The organism is Aquabacterium sp. (assembly GCF_036273115.1).
Taxonomy (GTDB): Bacteria; Pseudomonadota; Gammaproteobacteria; order Burkholderiales; family Burkholderiaceae_C; genus Aquabacterium.
The window spans coordinates 1-14,963 of record NZ_DASUIN010000014.1 but is presented as its reverse complement, the minus strand read 5'-3'; the positions used below and the strand labels follow the sequence as shown (position 1 = coordinate 14,963).

The following is a 14,963-nucleotide window of genomic DNA, read 5'->3' as shown; positions in this document are numbered from 1 at the left end:
CGTTATCGGGATGCACGCCAACCGTGGCCCAGAAGTTATCAAACCGGGCAGCCAGGGCTTGGACTTGGGGAAATTCTTCCAGCGTGGTGCTGATACACAGGGCGCGATCTACCTGCGCCTGTGCCATCTCGGCACGAATCTGATCGAGTTGATCAGCGTATTGGGGGAAGTTGAGATGGCAGTGCGAATCGACAAACATGGGCAAGCAGACGCGGGTTGACTGGCAAACCGCGAATCTTGCCTCAAAGTGTTTGCGTTGGCTTGTGCGAGGAAATGGCGGTGCCGAGGATTTCTTCGATTTTCAGGCGCAACAGACGGGTTTTTTCGTCTGCGGGGAAGCGAACGCCTACCCCCTGGGTGCGACCACCCGATGCGTTGGCTGGCGTGATCCATGCGATCTTGCCAGCCACCGGGTAGCGTTGGTTGTCTTCAGGCAGGGACAACAGCAGGTAAATGTCGTCGCCCAGTGCGTATTCGCGTGTGGTGGGCACGAACAGCCCGCCATCGGTCAGGGCCGGCATGTAGGCGGCATAGAGAGCCCCTTTTTCCCGGAACACCAGTTGGATCACGCTGGGGCGACCGGGCGCAGCGGCTGCCTGTCCCGCCATACCGCCGGCTGAGGTCATGGTTCTGCCCGGCCCACCTGGGGCAAAGGCAGAAGGCATCGCAGTGGTTTGGAATTCGCTCATCGTGGGAAAAGTGTAACGCCGTCATCCAAGGAGATGGTGTGAATTAGCCCCGCTATTTGAGCCACCTTACGGATTGACACAGACGAAACAAATCAGCGCGTACGCAAAACGGCTTTGGCCTGTTGCATCAAGGCTTCTGACTTCAAACCTGCATTCCAGGGGTGGTCTGCGTGCCGTTGCGCCTTTTTCAGCTCGCCGGCCCATAAAGTCAGACGCGACAGGGCCGGTGCCTTGGGCAGGCTGGATGCCGGGAAATAGCGAGGCGCGGCGCCAGAGGCCACACAGGCCAGATCGTGGCAGAGCTTTTGCAAGGTTTCAACTTGCAGCGGCAGGGGCCAGGTGGTCCATTTGCTGGGCTGGCCTTGGGCCACGTCTTGCGGCAGTTGCTGCCAATAGGCCGCATCAATGCCCTGGGCGTGTCGCTCCAGAGCCGTCAAAGGTTGTTGACCTGAGGCTTGCAACAGCAGGTGGGCCTCTTCCGGCTTCATGCCAGGTATTTCACTCTGAAGCCATGACACGGCATCACTTGCGTCAGGCAAAGGCAGGCGCCAAGCCTGGCACCGGCTGCGTACGGTAGGCAGCAAGCTGTCGATCGACGACCCACTCAACACAAAGCGCACCATGCCGGGCGGCTCTTCTAGCGTTTTCAGCAAGGTGTTGGCCGCCACGAGGTTCAGACTTTCTGCCGGGTGAATCAAAACCACCTTGGCGCGCCCTCGTGACGCCGTGGTTTGCGCAAACTGCACCACAGCCCGGATGGCATCAACCTTGATTTCCTGGCTGAGCTTTTTGGTTTTGCCGCCCTTCTCGGCCGCCGCATCGCTGTCCTCCGGGGCATCGCCGCCCCAGCCCAGTTGTGCCTGCAGGGCTTCGGGCAAGATGACTTGCAGGTCAGGGTGAGATCCTGCTTCGATGAGCCGGCAGCTGACGCACTCACCACAAGCAGGGGCGTACGCTGACCCCACTTCGTGAGCTTCGCATAGCCATGCTCGAGCCAAGCCCAGCGCGAATTCAAATTGACCAATGCCCGCCACGCCATGCAGCAGCGCGGCGTGGCCATTGAGTTGCTGCAAGGCCGTTTGCAAGGGCTCGCGTTGCCAGGGCCAGATGTCGGTATGCCGCTCGTTCATGCCCAACCTTTGGCTTGAATGACCTGGGCAATTTGCTGGGCCACGGCCTCTTGTTGGGCGTCGGCCTTGATCAGTGCAAAGCGCGCTGGTTGCTGGGCCTGTCTGGCCAGGTAGGCCTGCCGCACCCGAGTGAAAAACGCTGTGTCCTGGGCTTCAAATCGGTCAGGCTGACGCGCTGCACTCAAACGGGCTGCAGCCACTTCGGGAGGGAGGTCAAACAGAAAAGTCAGATCGGGTTGGCGTTGTTCCTGCACCCAGGCCTCCAGGGTCTGCAGAACTTGCTGGTCGAAGCCGCGGCCGCCGCCTTGGTAGGCAAAGGTGGCATCGGTGAAGCGGTCGCACATGACCCATGCCCCGCGGGCGAGCGCAGGCAAGATGACCTGGGTCAGGTGGTCGCGACGGGCCGCGAAAACCAGCAAAGTCTCCGTGAGCGCATCCATGCTGTCGTGCAAGAACAAAGCCCGCAGTTTCTCTGCCAAAGGCGTGCCACCGGGTTCACGGGTGCGCACCACTTCCCTGCCCTGGCTGCGCAATAGCGCCTCCAGGGTGTCCATGTGCGTGGTCTTGCCCGCGCCATCAATGCCTTCAAACGTGATGAAGACACCAGGGGTGGTCTGATTCGACGCAGCAGGCAAACTCATGGGCGCTTTCTCTGGTACTGGTTGACCGCCCGATTATGCTCAGACAGTGTGGCGCTGAACGCACTGGTGCCGTCGCCCTTGGCCACGAAGTACAAAGCCTTGGTCGGATTGGGTTGAACGGCTGCCATCAGGGCCGCTTTCCCAGGCATGGCGATTGGCGTAGGGGGCAGTCCCCGGCGCGTGTAGGTGTTGAACGGTGTATCGGTCTGCAGATCGACCTTGCGCAAGTTGCCGTCGAACTTTTCGCCCAGGCCATAAATGACCGAGGGGTCGGTTTGCAAAGGCATGCCGATGCGCAAACGATTCGAAAAGACTCCGGCGATCAAACCGCGGTCGGCCTCGTGCCCGGTTTCTTTCTCGACGATGGAAGCCAGAATCAAGGCGTCTTGAGGCGACTTCAGTGGCACCTCGGCACCACGAGCGGCCCAGGCGGCATTCAGTTGACGATCCATGGCGCGCAACGCGCGACGCAACACGGCGATGTCGGTGCTGCCCTTGGCGTAAGAGTAGGTGTCGGGGAAGAAGCGACCTTCGGCGGGGACGCCGGGCATACCCAATTCCATCATCACCGCGTCGTCACTCAAGGTTTGAATGGTTTGCTTCAAGCCGTCAGCAGCAGCCAGTTCTTGGCGGAAACGCTTGAACGTCCAACCCTCGATCAGTTTCACGGTGGCCAGGCTCTCGTCTCCACGCACCAGCATGCGCAGCAGATCCTGCGGCGTGGAACCGGTGCGCAGTTCATAGCTGCCCGCACGAATTTGCTTGGACTGGCCAGACCAACGGAACCACTGGTACAGCAGCCACGGAGACGTCTGCACGCCCGCTTGCACCCACTCGCGCGCGACTTCTCGCGGAGTCTGACCGGCTTCGATCGACACTTCGACCACCTCATTGGTGGTGGTCAGCGGCTGCTGCACCCACCACCAGCCTGTGGCCAATAGGGTGAGCGCGGCCACCACCAGGAGCAAAATCAGGGTGCGCCCCCAGCGGGCAATTGATTTCAAAGACATCCTTGAATTATCCGGGGATAAAGGCGCGTGATCATAATGAGCACCATGCAAGCAATTCAACTTCCTGACACTTCTTCATGGGACGGCGCCGTGGCGCTGTCGAATCTGGGTGTGATCGTGGCCCAAGGCGAAGACGCGGGCACGTTCCTTCATGGGCAGTTCAGCCAGGACATGCAGAGCCATCCGGCCGAGCAGACCCGTCTGGCGGCTTACTGTTCGCCTAAGGGACGCATGCTGGCGAGTTTTCAAACGCTTCGGCCCGAGCCTGATGCCTACTGGCTGATGGTGGATGCGGGCGTTTTGCCGGCGGCGCTCAAGCGTTTGTCCATGTTCGTGTTGCGTGCCAAATGCAAGTTGCGTGATGCCAGCGCCGAATTGAAGGCCCTTGGCTTGATTGGCCCTTCGGCCGCGAAGGCCTGCGAAGGCCGTGTGCCCGGTCAAGCCTGGCATGACGGCCAAGGCGGGCAATGGTTGCGCTTGCCCGATGTGCTGGGGGTCAATCGCTGCCTATGGGTGGGGCCATCTGCCCAGTGTCAGGCGATGCTGGAGGCTGCCCCGGCTCAGCCCTCGGGTGCCTGGGCCTGGCTGGAGGTGATGAGTGGGGTAGCTCGTATTGAGGTGGCCGGGGTTGACCAGTTCGTGCCTCAAATGGTGAATTTCGAGTTGGTGGGCGGAGTGAACTTCGCCAAAGGCTGTTACCCAGGCCAGGAAGTGGTGGCTCGCAGCCAGTACCGTGGCACCCTCAAGCGCCGGGCTTTTGTATTGCATGGCGCTCAGGCTATGGCAGCGGGGCAAGAGGTGTTTGCCAGCACCGACCCTGGCCAACCTGCCGGGATGGTGGTCAATGCGGCGGCCGTACCCGGAAGCGATGGGTGGTCAGCTCTGGTCGAACTCAAGCTGAATGCCTTGGATGCCACCCTGCATCTGGGGGCTGCAGACGGCCCGGTTCTGACCCTGGGGCAACTGCCTTACCCCCTGCCCTCGGCTGAAGACGACGCCTGAGGCGGCTGGTGCCGTGCATTTCTTAACGGTAGATTGACGCGATAGGACTGGGTCTGAACCGATTCAGGGTTGTCATGCTTGACGACCCGCAGTTAACCTTGCGGTGAGCCGGTCTTGCTCCGCACTCGGAATACGTTTATGCGTCCATGCTCGCTGTTTATCTATTACAAGGTTGAATCGGCTCAGGCTGACACCCTCAAGCCTCGTGTGCGTGCCATGCAAGACAGCTTGCGGCAACGGCATCCTGATCTCAACACGCAGTTGCTGGTCAGGGTCGATGCCCACCCGCATCAGACGTGGATGGAGGTGTACCAGCACGCGTCCGGCGTCGATCCTAGCGTGCAGAAAGACATCGAACGCGCGGCGCTGGCCATGCAGGCTGATTCCTGTGGTCAGGTCGGTCCCCGTCATACCGAGGTGTTTGCGCCATGTGTTTAGTGGTCATGGCGCTCGATCAGAGCAGCCGCTTCCCCTTTGTCATTGCCGCCAACCGCGACGAGTTCTTTGATCGCCCTGCGGCTCGTCTGGGCTGGTGGGAGCCCGGGCCTGGCGAATTGCCAATTCTCGGGGGGCGCGATCTGCATGCAGGTGGCACGTGGTTGGGCTTGACTGCGCAAGGTCGACTGGGTTTGCTGACCAATGTACGAGACCCCAAGGCAGTCGATCCGAAAGCGCCATCCAGGGGGGAGATCGTTCAACGTTGGCTCAAGGGCGACCTGCCGATGTACAGGTTATGGCCGCAGTTGGCCTTGAATGCCTACAACGGTTTCAATTTGCTCGCGCTCGACTTCTCGCAAGGCGAGTGTTTCTGGGCCAGCAATGTGAATCAGACCATGCCGGCGCGCCTGGAAAAAGGCATCTTTGGTTTGTCAAACGCGGGTCTGGATACGCCTTGGCCCAAAGTCACGCAGCTGAAGTCCGACTTGAAAGCGGCCATCGCTGGCGCGGACGATGCCGAACAACTCGCGATGAGTCTGTTTGAGGCCTTGTCAGACCCCACACCCTACCCAGACGACCAACTGCCGCAGACCGGCGTGACCCCAGAGTGGGAGCGCATGCTGTCTTCGGCCTTCATTCGATCGCCCGATGGGGTTTACGGCACGCGTTGCTCGACCGTGATCGTGACCGAGCGCATCCACAAGCGACTGGTCACCCACGTGCTTGAGCGCACGTTCAGCCCGCAGTCTTCCATGGCGTTGTTGCGGCGGGTGACGCTGAAGAACTGGCCACCCCGGCACACAGCCGATGCGATGGAGTTGGCCAAGCTCAACGCCACCCTGCCCCCAGCCAATGTGGTGAGCCTGATGGGTGACGAACACTTCGAAAGCAGTGATGTGTCCGAGCACCACAATCACGACCTGCCCGAGGGTGCGGTTGGACGGCGCAGCCGAGCCCGCAACCTGATCAAGCTCAGCGGCAGCCGCATCAGCAAGCTCGCCTGAGCGGCATCAGAGCGCCTTGCGCATACGCTGGTGGGCAATGCCCACCTCGTCATAGATGGGGCCTTCGGCCACGAAGCCGGCTCGCTCGTAGAGCGACTGAGCAGCGACTTGCGCGCTGATTTCAATTTCCCGGTACCCCTTGGCTTGCGCGCATGCCAGGAGATGGTCGAGCACACGTTGACCCAGGCCTGCCTGCCGTGAGGCCTTGAGGACGGCCATGCGCCCGATCTTGGCCACACCGGGGTGCGCGTCTTGCGGTGGAATCAAGCGCCCGGTGGCCAGTGGCATACCGGCTCGGGTCTGCAGGACCACGTGGTGTGCCACGGGGTCGTCGGCATCCAGCTCTTCAGCCGCATCAATGCCCTGCTCTTTGATGAACACCGTCTCACGAATGGCGTAGGCCGGCGTTCCTAACTCGGCCCAAGTTCCCTCGATCAACTCGAAGGCGTCTTCGCCTCGGGCCTGACGTTCGATTTGCTGACGCAAGCCCACGGGCACAGCCGCGGGGCGACCCGTTTCGAGAGACGTGTAGACATACACACTCTCGCCTGTGGCGACCAGGCGCCCTTGGGTCCAGATGGCCCAGGCCATGGTGATGGAACTGTTGCCCAGGCGTTCGCAGCGAATGCCGATGTCGAGCCAATCGTGCAGACGTGCGGGCGAGTGGTATTCAATGGTGTTGCGACGAATGAAAACTTCGCCCCCAAAGAAGTTGAAGCCTTCTGGGTACGGGTGCCCCACTGCACGCCAGTACTCAGACATGGAGGTGTCGAAGTAGGTCAGGTAGTAGCCGTTGAAGACCACCTGCTGGGGGTCGACTTCGACCCAGCGAACCTTCATGCGGTTGAGGAACGGGTAATCGCGCGGGGCTGTCATGGTGTGGGCAGGCTGAGTAAGTAAAAAAGCCCGCTCGGCGGAACCGGCGGGCTGTTCTGGAATGCGCCAGGGCTTGTTCCCTGGCTGGCATCACTTGCCGTCGCGCAGTTCGCGGCGCAGGATCTTGCCCACGTTGGTCTTGGGCAGTTCGGTTTCGCGGAACTCCACGATGCGAGGAATCTTGTAGCCGGTCAGGTTCTTGCGGCAGTGCTCCAGCACCGACTCCTTGGTCAAACCAGGGGTGCGGGGCACGATCACCACCTTCACGCGTTCGCCGGCCACGGGATCGGGCACGCCAATGGCGGCCACTTCCTTGACATCAGGGTGCATGGCGATAACGTCTTCGATTTCGTTCGGATAGACGTTGAAGCCAGAGACCAGGATCATGTCCTTCTTGCGGTCCACGATCTTGACGAAGCCCTTCTCATCCATGACGGCCACGTCGCCGGTAGCCAGCCAGCCTTCGCTGTCGATGACCTTGGCGGTTTCTTCAGGACGCTGCCAGTAGCCCTTCATGACCTGAGGACCACGCACGCACAATTCGCCAGGCTCACCCACGTTGGCCCAAGAGCCGTCTTCATTGCGGATGCGAACTTCGGTCGAAGGTGCAGGCAGACCGATCGAGCCGGTGAACACCGGCATCGGCTTGCTCACGTCCACTGGGTTCATGGTGACGATGGGCGAGCACTCGGTCAGGCCGTAGCCTTCCACGATGGAGTTACCGGTGACTTCCTTCCAGCGTTCGGCCACTGCACGTTGCAGGGCCATGCCGCCAGCCAAAGCCAACTTCAGGCCCGAGAAATCGCGCTTCTGGAAGTCAGGGTCGTCCAGGAACGAGGCAAACAGCGTGTTCACGCAGCTGATGGCGCTGAAGTTTTCGTTCTTCAGGATCATCATCACGCGCTTGGTGTCACGTGGGTTGGCGATCAGCACGTTACGGCCGCCCAGACCCAGGAAGATCAGGCAGTTCACGGTCAGCGAGTAGATGTGATACAGCGGCAGCGGTGTCACGATCGTTTCGACGTCGCCAGTCATTTGTGTGCCGATCCACGCAAATGCTTGTTGGCAGTTGGCCAGCACGTTCGAGTGGGTCAGCATGGCGCCCTTGGCCACACCGGTGGTACCGCCGGTGTACTGCAGGAAGGCCAGATCTTCAGGCTTGACTTCGGCAGGCTTGACCTTGACCTTGGCGCCAGCTTTCAGCGCATCGCGAATCCAGATGGCCTTGGGCAGGTTGTACGCAGGGACCATTTTCTGGACCTTGCGAACCATGAAGTTCAGCGCCTTGCCCTTGAGGTTGATGCCATCGGACAGCAGGTCGCCCAGTTGGGTCAGCACAACGCGCTTGATCTGTGTGCCAGCCAGCGAGTCTTGAACTGTCTTGGCGAAGTTTTCCATCACGATGATGGTTTCTGCGCCCGAGTCTTTCAGCTGGTGGTTCAGTTCGCGAACGGTGTAGAGCGGGTTCACGTTGACCACCACGGCGCCGATGCGCAGGATGGCAAACAAACAGACCGGATACTGGAACAGGTTGGGCGACATGATCGCCACGCGGTCGCCCTTCTTGATGCCCTGGCTTTGCAGCCAGCCAGCAAAGGCGTTGACCAGCGATTCGAGACGACCATAGCTCATCTCGGTACCGATGCTGACGAACGCGGTGCGTTCACGGTACTTGCTGATGCACTCGTCGAAATACTGGTTCATCGACTTGTACTTATGCAAATCGATGTCAGCCGGCACGCCCTGGACGTAAGAGGACAACCAGATACGGTTGGTGGTGCCATCGGGGTTGACGATGGGCTGGGGCGTGGGCTGAGAAGCCGCTGCTGCTTGGGACATCAAATTCTCCTCGGTTGCCTGCCGAATACTGTCTGGCAGAACATGGTGATCCCTGCTGGATCTCAGGTCAGGGTCACCTTTGTGAAGTGGGCGAGTTTACCAAGCCCAATGCGGTTTTCACGGGTTCCCCCGGATATCGGGTGCTCCCGTGAATGCGCTGTTTTTAACGCTCCAGGATGGCGACCACACCCTGTCCACCCGCGGCACAGATGGAGATCAGGCCACGACCGGAACCCTTCTGGGCCAGCATTTTGGCCAAGGAGGCCACAATGCGGCCACCTGTGGCGGCAAAGGGATGGCCTGCGGCCAACGAGCTGCCATTGATGTTGAGCTTGCTGCGGTCGATCGAACCCAGGGGTTTGTCCAGCCCCAGGCGCTCGCGGCAGTACTTGGGGTCTTCCCAAGCCTTCAAGGTGCAGAGGACCTGTGCGGCAAAGGCTTCGTGAATTTCATAGAAATCGAAGTCCTGCAGCGTCAGGCCTGCGCGTTGCAGCATGCGAGGCACGGCGTAGGCTGGAGCCATCAGCAAGCCTTCCTTCTTGTTGAAGAAGTCGACCGCAGCCACCTCGCTGAAGGTGATGTAGGCCTGAACGGGCAAATTGTGAGCCTTGGCCCACTCCTCGCTGCCCAGCAAGACGGCCGATGCGCCATCGGTCAGCGGAGTCGAGTTGCCGGGGGTCAAGGTGCCGCGGCCGGGGGCGACCTTCTTGTCGAAACAGGGCTTGAGCGAGCGCAGCTTTTCGATGCTCAGTTCAGGGCGCATGTTGTTGTCTTTGGAGACGCCCTTGAATGGGGTGATCAGGTCTGCCATGAAGCCACGCTCGTAGGCTGCAGCCAGGTTCTTGTGGCTGGCCAGAGCCAACTGATCCTGGTCTTCGCGGCTGATGCCCCACTCCTGCGCCATCTGCTCGCAGTGTTCGCCCATTGACAGGCCTGTGCGAGGTTCACCATTGCGTGGAATGGTGGGCTTGACCAACATGCTGGGGCGAATCTTGGACAGCAGGCTCAGGCGTTGGCCGGTGGTCTTGGCGCGGTTGACCTCCAACAGGATCTTGCGCATCTTTTCATTGATGCCGATGGGGGCGTCCGATGTCGTGTCAACGCCGCCGCCAATGCCGCACTCGATGTGGCCTAGGGCGATCTTGTTGGCCACAAGCATGATGGCTTCCAGGCCCGTGCCACAGGCTTGCTGCAGGTCGTAGGCCGGTGTCTCGGGCGACAGCGTGGTGGACAGCACGCATTCACGCACGAGATTGAAATCGCGTGAATGCTTCATGACAGCCCCCGCGGCGACATCGCCCAGGCGTTGGCCATGCAGGTTGAATCGATCGACCAGGCCCTGCAGCGAAGCGGTCAGCATGTCCTGGTTGGACACATCGGAATACACCGTGTTGGAACGGGCAAATGGGATGCGATTGCCACCAATGATGGCGACGCGGCGAACGGTGGTGTTCATGAAGCGGGGTCCTGAGAAGTAAATGACTGAAGAGAGGCGGTATCTGGAGATCAATAGGTCACGCGACCGCGCAGGTGGGGCTTGTCACCTTTGGCGTTACGCACTTCGAACAAGGTACTGGCGTCGGTTCGGTTGGTCCAGAGCGAGGTGCGCGCGGGCAGGTACAGCGGTGTTTTGAACTCTGCAACCACGCTGGCTTGCTCAGCAGGCTCGCGCGGCATGAGGGTCGACAGGGCGCGAGCGGTCGTCCACATGCCGTGGGCAATCGCGCGCTTGAACCCGAGGATGCGGGCTGTGAGCGCCGAGAGATGGATGGGGTTCACATCGCCCGAGACCCGGGCGTACCGACGACCAATGCCGGCACCCGCGTAAAAATCTGCCTGATGCGACAGCGGTGCTGGGTCGATCAGATCGCTCTCGAATGGCGTGCCCGACACGTCGGCAACCCCCATGCGCAGGAAGTGCCCGGAGCTCTCCCAGACCAGCGTGTCTCGGCGAATGGCTCGCGAATGCAAGGTAAAGATCTGGCCTTTTTCATGGGCCAGCAACTCGCCGGTCTGCAGTTCGATTCTCAACTCGTCTCCGACGTCAATGCGCTCGAACTGACTCGCCTGGTTGGCCAGGTGCACGGTTCCCATGGCGGGCCAGGGGTAGTACTTGGAGCCAAACAACATCATTGACAGAGGAAAGGCTAGCATGTGCGGAAACAGCAAGGGCACACCGTGGGCTTGCTTGAAACCACAGACCTTGGCATAGGCCGCTACGGCGCGGGCATCGACCAGCACCTTCGGTCGCACATAGGTAACCTGGGGCAATGCCTCGACACGGCCCGGCCGCTTGCTGCTGGCGCGCAGTGCTCCCAGGTTCAGCGCAACCTGTCCGGGCAGCTTGTTGATCTCGATGGTTTTCATGGGGGCCGTTGGGCTTCAGGCGCCAATCAGACTTTGGCCGCAAACGCGAACTACATTGCCTGTGATGCCGCTGGACGCGGGGCTGGCAAACCAACAAATGGCCTCGGCCACATCCACTGGCTGGCCGCCTTGGCTCATGGAGTTCATGCGGCGCCCGGCTTCGCGGATGGCAAACGGAATGGCGGCGGTCATCTGGGTTTCAATGAAACCAGGGGCAACCGCGTTGATGGTGATGCCCTTTTCGGCAAAGATGGGGGCGCTGCTTTGCACCATGCCAATGACCCCCGCTTTGGATACGGCGTAGTTGGTCTGGCCCATGTTGCCAGCAATGCCTGAGATGGACGACACGCACACGATGCGACCGCCTGATTTCAACGCGCCCGAGGCCACCAAGGCTTCGTTGATGCGTTCCTGCGTGGACAGGTTGACATTGACCACCTGAGTCCACAGGTGTTCTTTCATGTTGGCGATGGTTTTGTCTCGAGTGATGCCGGCGTTGTGCACGATGACATCCCAGCCACCCTGCGCCATCGCGGCGTCCACCAGTTTCTGTGGGGCTTCTTCCGCGCCAATGTCCATGGCCAGCGCGGTGCCACCAATTTTCTTGGCCACCTCATCGAGGCCGGCCTGTGCTTGCGGCACATCCAGGGCAATGACCTGGGCACCTTCGCGGGCCATCACTTCGGCAATGGCCGCACCAATGCCGCGAGACGCGCCGGTGACCAGCACCTTTTTGCCTGCCAGTGCCTGCGCCCAGTCGGCTGGTGCCACGCTTTGGCCAACGGGCTTGCGGACACGGATGACCTGCCCCGAAACATAGGCTGAGCGCGGCGACAGCAGGAATCGGAGGGTGGATTCAAGCTGGCCTTCAGCACCTTGCGACACGTAGACCACTTGCGAGTTGCTCCCCTTCTTCAGTTCCTTGCCCAATGAGCGCGTTAGTCCTTCCAGAGCGCGTTGGATGGCAGCCTGGCGGGGGCTGGCGCATTCTTCAGGGGGGCGGCCCAGGACCACCACACGGCCACAGTTTTGCAAGGACCGAGCTGCGTCGTGGAAGAACCAGTACAGGCTGTCCGATTGGGTGCTGTCGGTCAAACCCGTGGCATCAAACACCAGCGCCTTGACCTTCTCGCCCTTTTCGCCATTCAGGCCCCAGCGACCAGTGGTGAGGCCAGCCTGGTTGGCCGCAGCCACCCACTGGGGCAAGCGCTCATGGGCCAAGGTCTGCGCCGAAACAGATTTGAAAAACTGCGCCAAGGTCGACAAGAGTTGAGGCTCGCCACCTCCGCCAACCAACACAGTGCCGTTGATGACTGCTTGCCCGGGCTTGTAGCGCTCCAATGGCAGTGGCGTGGGCAAACCCAGGGCCTTGATCAGCTTGGAGCCCATGGGCGAATTGGCGAAATCGAGGTAGCCGTCTTTCATGTTGTTTTGCTTGAAGGGTTGAATCTGAGGAAAGGGTCAAAGCAGCTTGACCACGTTGTCAAACAGGCTGGTGTCAGTCGGCCCAGGCAGAGGGGCGCGCAGGGCCGCCGTCATCAGCGTGATCAATCGGGTCAGCAAGAAGGATTCTTCGTCGCCCTGCCCTTGCGTGAACTCATTGAGCAGTCGCTGCGTGTTGCCGCCGGCGAGAATCCCCGCCAGGGCGCCCATGGCGAAGTGCAGACGAAATGCCAGGTCATCGATCGTCAGTTCCGGCAGTGTCTTTTGAAAGGCTTGAAAAAATCGAGCCAGCGTGTGCAGGTAGTGCCCGTCGATGAAGTCGCGCACCACGGGGGATGGATCGGTGTAGGCACGCCCCAGGAACTGCAGGTATCGGTCAGCATGGGGGGCGTCACTGCGGGAGATGCGTACGGCTGGCAGGAACATCGCCACCAGAACGTGCTCGCACTGGAGCTTCGCGCCCAATGCCGACTCCAGCTTGTCGAGCATCGCCGTGCGGGCCTCGTGCAACACGTCGAGTTGCCGAGACAGCACAGCTTGAATCAGCGAATCTTTGCTGCCGAAGTGGTAGTTGACCGCGGCCAGGTTGACCTGCGCTGCCGTGGTGATCTGGCGCATGGATAGCGCGTCAAAGCCCCCAGCCACGAACAGCGCTTCCGCCGCATCCAGGATGCGCGTTTTGGTATCTGCCACAGCAGGACGTGGCGACGGTTCAGGCCGACTCAAGGCTGGACTCCAATCAGTACACTCGTTTCAAACGGTCGTTTAATTTGAGCGCGTATGTTAGGTCACCGGCCTGAGGAAGGGAAACGAGCCCCGGGTGAAAAGACGAAAGCCCCCCGCGATTGGGGGGCAAGACACTGGAGCGGCCGTTCAGATCGGGTGAACGACGTCGAGCGGGCAACCGGCGTCTAGCCAGGCGCGCCATTCATCGGCCATTTGTTCACTGCGGGCCACGGCCTGGGTCCACCTGGGAATGCGCTCGTTCACGGACAACGCTGTGAAATCATTGCGGTCAGGCAATTTGCCGCCTGGCAATGTGGCCACCCAGTCCGGGTTCGGGGCCAGCAAGATCATGTTGCTCAGCGCGGGCGTTGCGGCGTGGCGCCATTTAAGGGTCTTGTCCAGCCAGCCAGGGATGACTTGCCGCTGAAAGTGCGGGTACAGCACCAAGCCCGTCGGCATGGAGGCATAGGGCCAGTGCAGGTGATAGTCCACCAGGCCACCGTCCCAGTGAGCGCCTGGCACCGCACCCGGGATGTCACGCACAGGTTCGAGCCAGAACGGAATGGTGCAGGAGGCTTGGACTGCCTCCCTGAAGTTTTCCCCTGTCAGCGGCACATGTCGGGTCGGCTGATCGCGCAGTGACAGAGGCAGCGCCGGGCCTGGCGTGGAGAACACCGTGCGCTCCAGAAACAGACCGACCGAGCGACGGCTCAGCACATTGCCTAGGGCGAGTCCCGTCATACCCACTGCGGTGCGAACTCGCCCTGCTCTGCGCAAGATCTGCCGCCCTCGCGAGGTCAGTACATGCAACTGATAGCGTGGGTGGGCCAACATACCTGGCAACTCGGGGCCGAACATGCCCTCCAGAGCCTGTGCAAAGCCTTCACTGACCTTTCTGGCGGATGGCAATTTCCGTCCGGGTTCGGGCTCATAGTGCTGGTGGATGTAGCCCTGGGCGAACAGATCGAAGCCACGCTGTGGATCGGCCATCAGGGCCGTCGCCATACGCCAGGCCCCGATCGATGCGCCGACCAGATGCACCGTGTGCGCCCCTTGGGGCAGCCATTCACCGAAAAGCTGCCGGTCAAGGTGATGCAGGATCAAACCTTTAGGGCCCCCCGCAGCGGCGGGAATCAGGTGAATATCCTGCGGCTTCAAGCCGTCAGCCTGCAGGTGGCGTAGGGCTTTTTCCCCTGCGTAGATACGTAAAGCCTTCATGTTGATAGGGGCAAAATTCGGGAATTGGGACAAGTTGAAGGACAACCGTTTCCTGCTATCCATTCAGTATGAAAATGTGCTGCAATCGGTCGCGTTTGCCGTGTGTTCAGACAAAGTGCCCATGACCGCCGTCCATAAAAAAAATCCTAAGCCAGTCGGCGACTCAAATGCACATGCCAGTTGGAATTTTCGACGTGGCAACGCCAGTGTGCGATTGTTGGTGCAATTGGGCGTCGAACATGGGTTGACGCCGGATCAGTTGCTTTTCGGCAGTGCTTTGAAGCCGGCGGATCTGGACGACCTCAAGGGTGAAATTGAGGCTTCAGACGAATTGGCCGTCATTGCCAACCTGATTCGATTGTTGCCCAACGTGCCGGGCCTGGGCTTGGAGGCCGGGTCACGTTATCGGCTCACCACCTACGGAATCTGGGGCTACGCGCTGATCAGCAGTCCGACACTGCACAGCGCGGCCGAATTGGCCCTGCGCTATCTGAATCTGACTTACGCATTCACCCACATCAGCATGCACTCGGCCAACGGGGTCACGGCGTTCACACTGGGTGATCTGGAAATACCCGCC

16 protein-coding genes are annotated in these 14,963 nt (G+C 60.7%); 4 read left to right on the top strand and 12 right to left on the bottom strand.

Features of this window, described 5'->3' with window-relative positions:
- From VFW72_RS06225 to mltG, 5 genes are all read right to left on the bottom strand, one after another.
- On the bottom strand, nt 1-199 hold a 199-nt coding region (locus VFW72_RS06225), incomplete at its 3' end, for a TatD family hydrolase (protein WP_329673417.1).
- 43 nt (nt 200-242) lie between these two features.
- A complete protein-coding gene (locus VFW72_RS06220) occupies nt 243-626 on the bottom strand; it encodes a PilZ domain-containing protein (RefSeq protein WP_329673416.1) in 384 nt (127 codons plus the stop codon).
- 155 nt (nt 627-781) lie between these two features.
- Nucleotides 782-1,819, bottom strand: a complete 1,038-nt coding sequence (locus VFW72_RS06215) for a DNA polymerase III subunit delta' (protein ID WP_329673415.1) — start codon at nt 1,817-1,819, stop codon at nt 782-784.
- Nucleotides 1,816-2,460, bottom strand: a complete 645-nt coding sequence (gene tmk, locus VFW72_RS06210) for a dTMP kinase (protein ID WP_329673414.1) — start codon at nt 2,458-2,460, stop codon at nt 1,816-1,818. The genes VFW72_RS06215 and tmk overlap by 4 nt, the downstream gene beginning before the upstream one ends.
- Nucleotides 2,457-3,470 carry an endolytic transglycosylase MltG gene (gene mltG, locus VFW72_RS06205; RefSeq protein ID WP_329673413.1) on the bottom strand — a complete coding sequence of 338 codons (1,014 nt, stop codon included), beginning with the start codon at nt 3,468-3,470 and terminating at the stop codon, nt 2,457-2,459. The genes tmk and mltG overlap by 4 nt, the downstream gene beginning before the upstream one ends.
- Nucleotides 3,471-3,515: 45 nt before the next feature.
- Here mltG and VFW72_RS06200 point away from each other — a divergent pair, with 45 nt between their 5' ends.
- From VFW72_RS06200 to VFW72_RS06190, 3 genes are all read left to right on the top strand, one after another.
- Nucleotides 3,516-4,472, top strand: coding sequence for a folate-binding protein (locus VFW72_RS06200; protein WP_329673412.1), 957 nt, complete (start codon nt 3,516-3,518; stop codon nt 4,470-4,472).
- 138 nt (nt 4,473-4,610) lie between these two features.
- Nucleotides 4,611-4,910, top strand: a complete 300-nt coding sequence (locus tag VFW72_RS06195; protein WP_329673411.1) for a DUF4936 family protein — start codon at nt 4,611-4,613, stop codon at nt 4,908-4,910.
- Nucleotides 4,901-5,914 carry an NRDE family protein gene (locus VFW72_RS06190; RefSeq protein WP_329673410.1) on the top strand — a complete coding sequence of 338 codons (1,014 nt, stop codon included), beginning with the start codon at nt 4,901-4,903 and terminating at the stop codon, nt 5,912-5,914. Before VFW72_RS06195 ends, VFW72_RS06190 begins: the two co-directional genes overlap by 10 nt.
- A 6-nt stretch (nt 5,915-5,920) precedes the next feature.
- On the opposite strand, the gene VFW72_RS06185 is transcribed toward VFW72_RS06190, so the two are convergent.
- The 7 genes from VFW72_RS06185 to VFW72_RS06155 form a co-directional block, all read right to left on the bottom strand.
- Nucleotides 5,921-6,790 carry a GNAT family N-acetyltransferase gene (locus VFW72_RS06185; RefSeq protein WP_329673409.1) on the bottom strand — a complete coding sequence of 290 codons (870 nt, stop codon included), beginning with the start codon at nt 6,788-6,790 and terminating at the stop codon, nt 5,921-5,923.
- A 90-nt stretch (nt 6,791-6,880) separates the two neighbouring features.
- Nucleotides 6,881-8,629: an AMP-binding protein gene (locus VFW72_RS06180; protein ID WP_329673408.1), complete on the bottom strand. Its 1,749-nt coding sequence runs from the start codon at nt 8,627-8,629 to the stop codon at nt 6,881-6,883.
- A 163-nt stretch (nt 8,630-8,792) separates the two neighbouring features.
- Nucleotides 8,793-10,085, bottom strand: a complete 1,293-nt coding sequence (locus VFW72_RS06175) for an acetyl-CoA C-acetyltransferase (protein WP_329673407.1) — start codon at nt 10,083-10,085, stop codon at nt 8,793-8,795.
- Between the two features lie 50 nt (nt 10,086-10,135).
- Complete coding sequence (locus VFW72_RS06170) at nt 10,136-10,996, bottom strand: MaoC family dehydratase (RefSeq protein WP_329673406.1); 861 nt, start codon at nt 10,994-10,996, stop codon at nt 10,136-10,138.
- Between the two features lie 15 nt (nt 10,997-11,011).
- Complete coding sequence (locus tag VFW72_RS06165) at nt 11,012-12,421, bottom strand: 3-oxoacyl-ACP reductase (RefSeq protein WP_329673405.1); 1,410 nt, start codon at nt 12,419-12,421, stop codon at nt 11,012-11,014.
- Nucleotides 12,422-12,457: 36 nt separating this feature from the next.
- Entirely contained in the window at nt 12,458-13,165 is a 708-nt protein-coding gene (locus VFW72_RS06160; protein WP_329673404.1) for a TetR/AcrR family transcriptional regulator, read from the bottom strand.
- Between the two features lie 147 nt (nt 13,166-13,312).
- On the bottom strand, nt 13,313-14,383 hold the full coding sequence (locus VFW72_RS06155) for a phospholipase (RefSeq protein ID WP_329673403.1): 1,071 nt from the start codon (nt 14,381-14,383) through the stop codon (nt 13,313-13,315).
- Nucleotides 14,384-14,591: 208 nt separating this feature from the next.
- Here VFW72_RS06155 and VFW72_RS06150 point away from each other — a divergent pair.
- Nucleotides 14,592-14,963 (top strand): AraC family transcriptional regulator ligand-binding domain-containing protein (locus tag VFW72_RS06150; protein WP_329673402.1); only part of this gene is annotated, 372 nt, incomplete at its 3' end.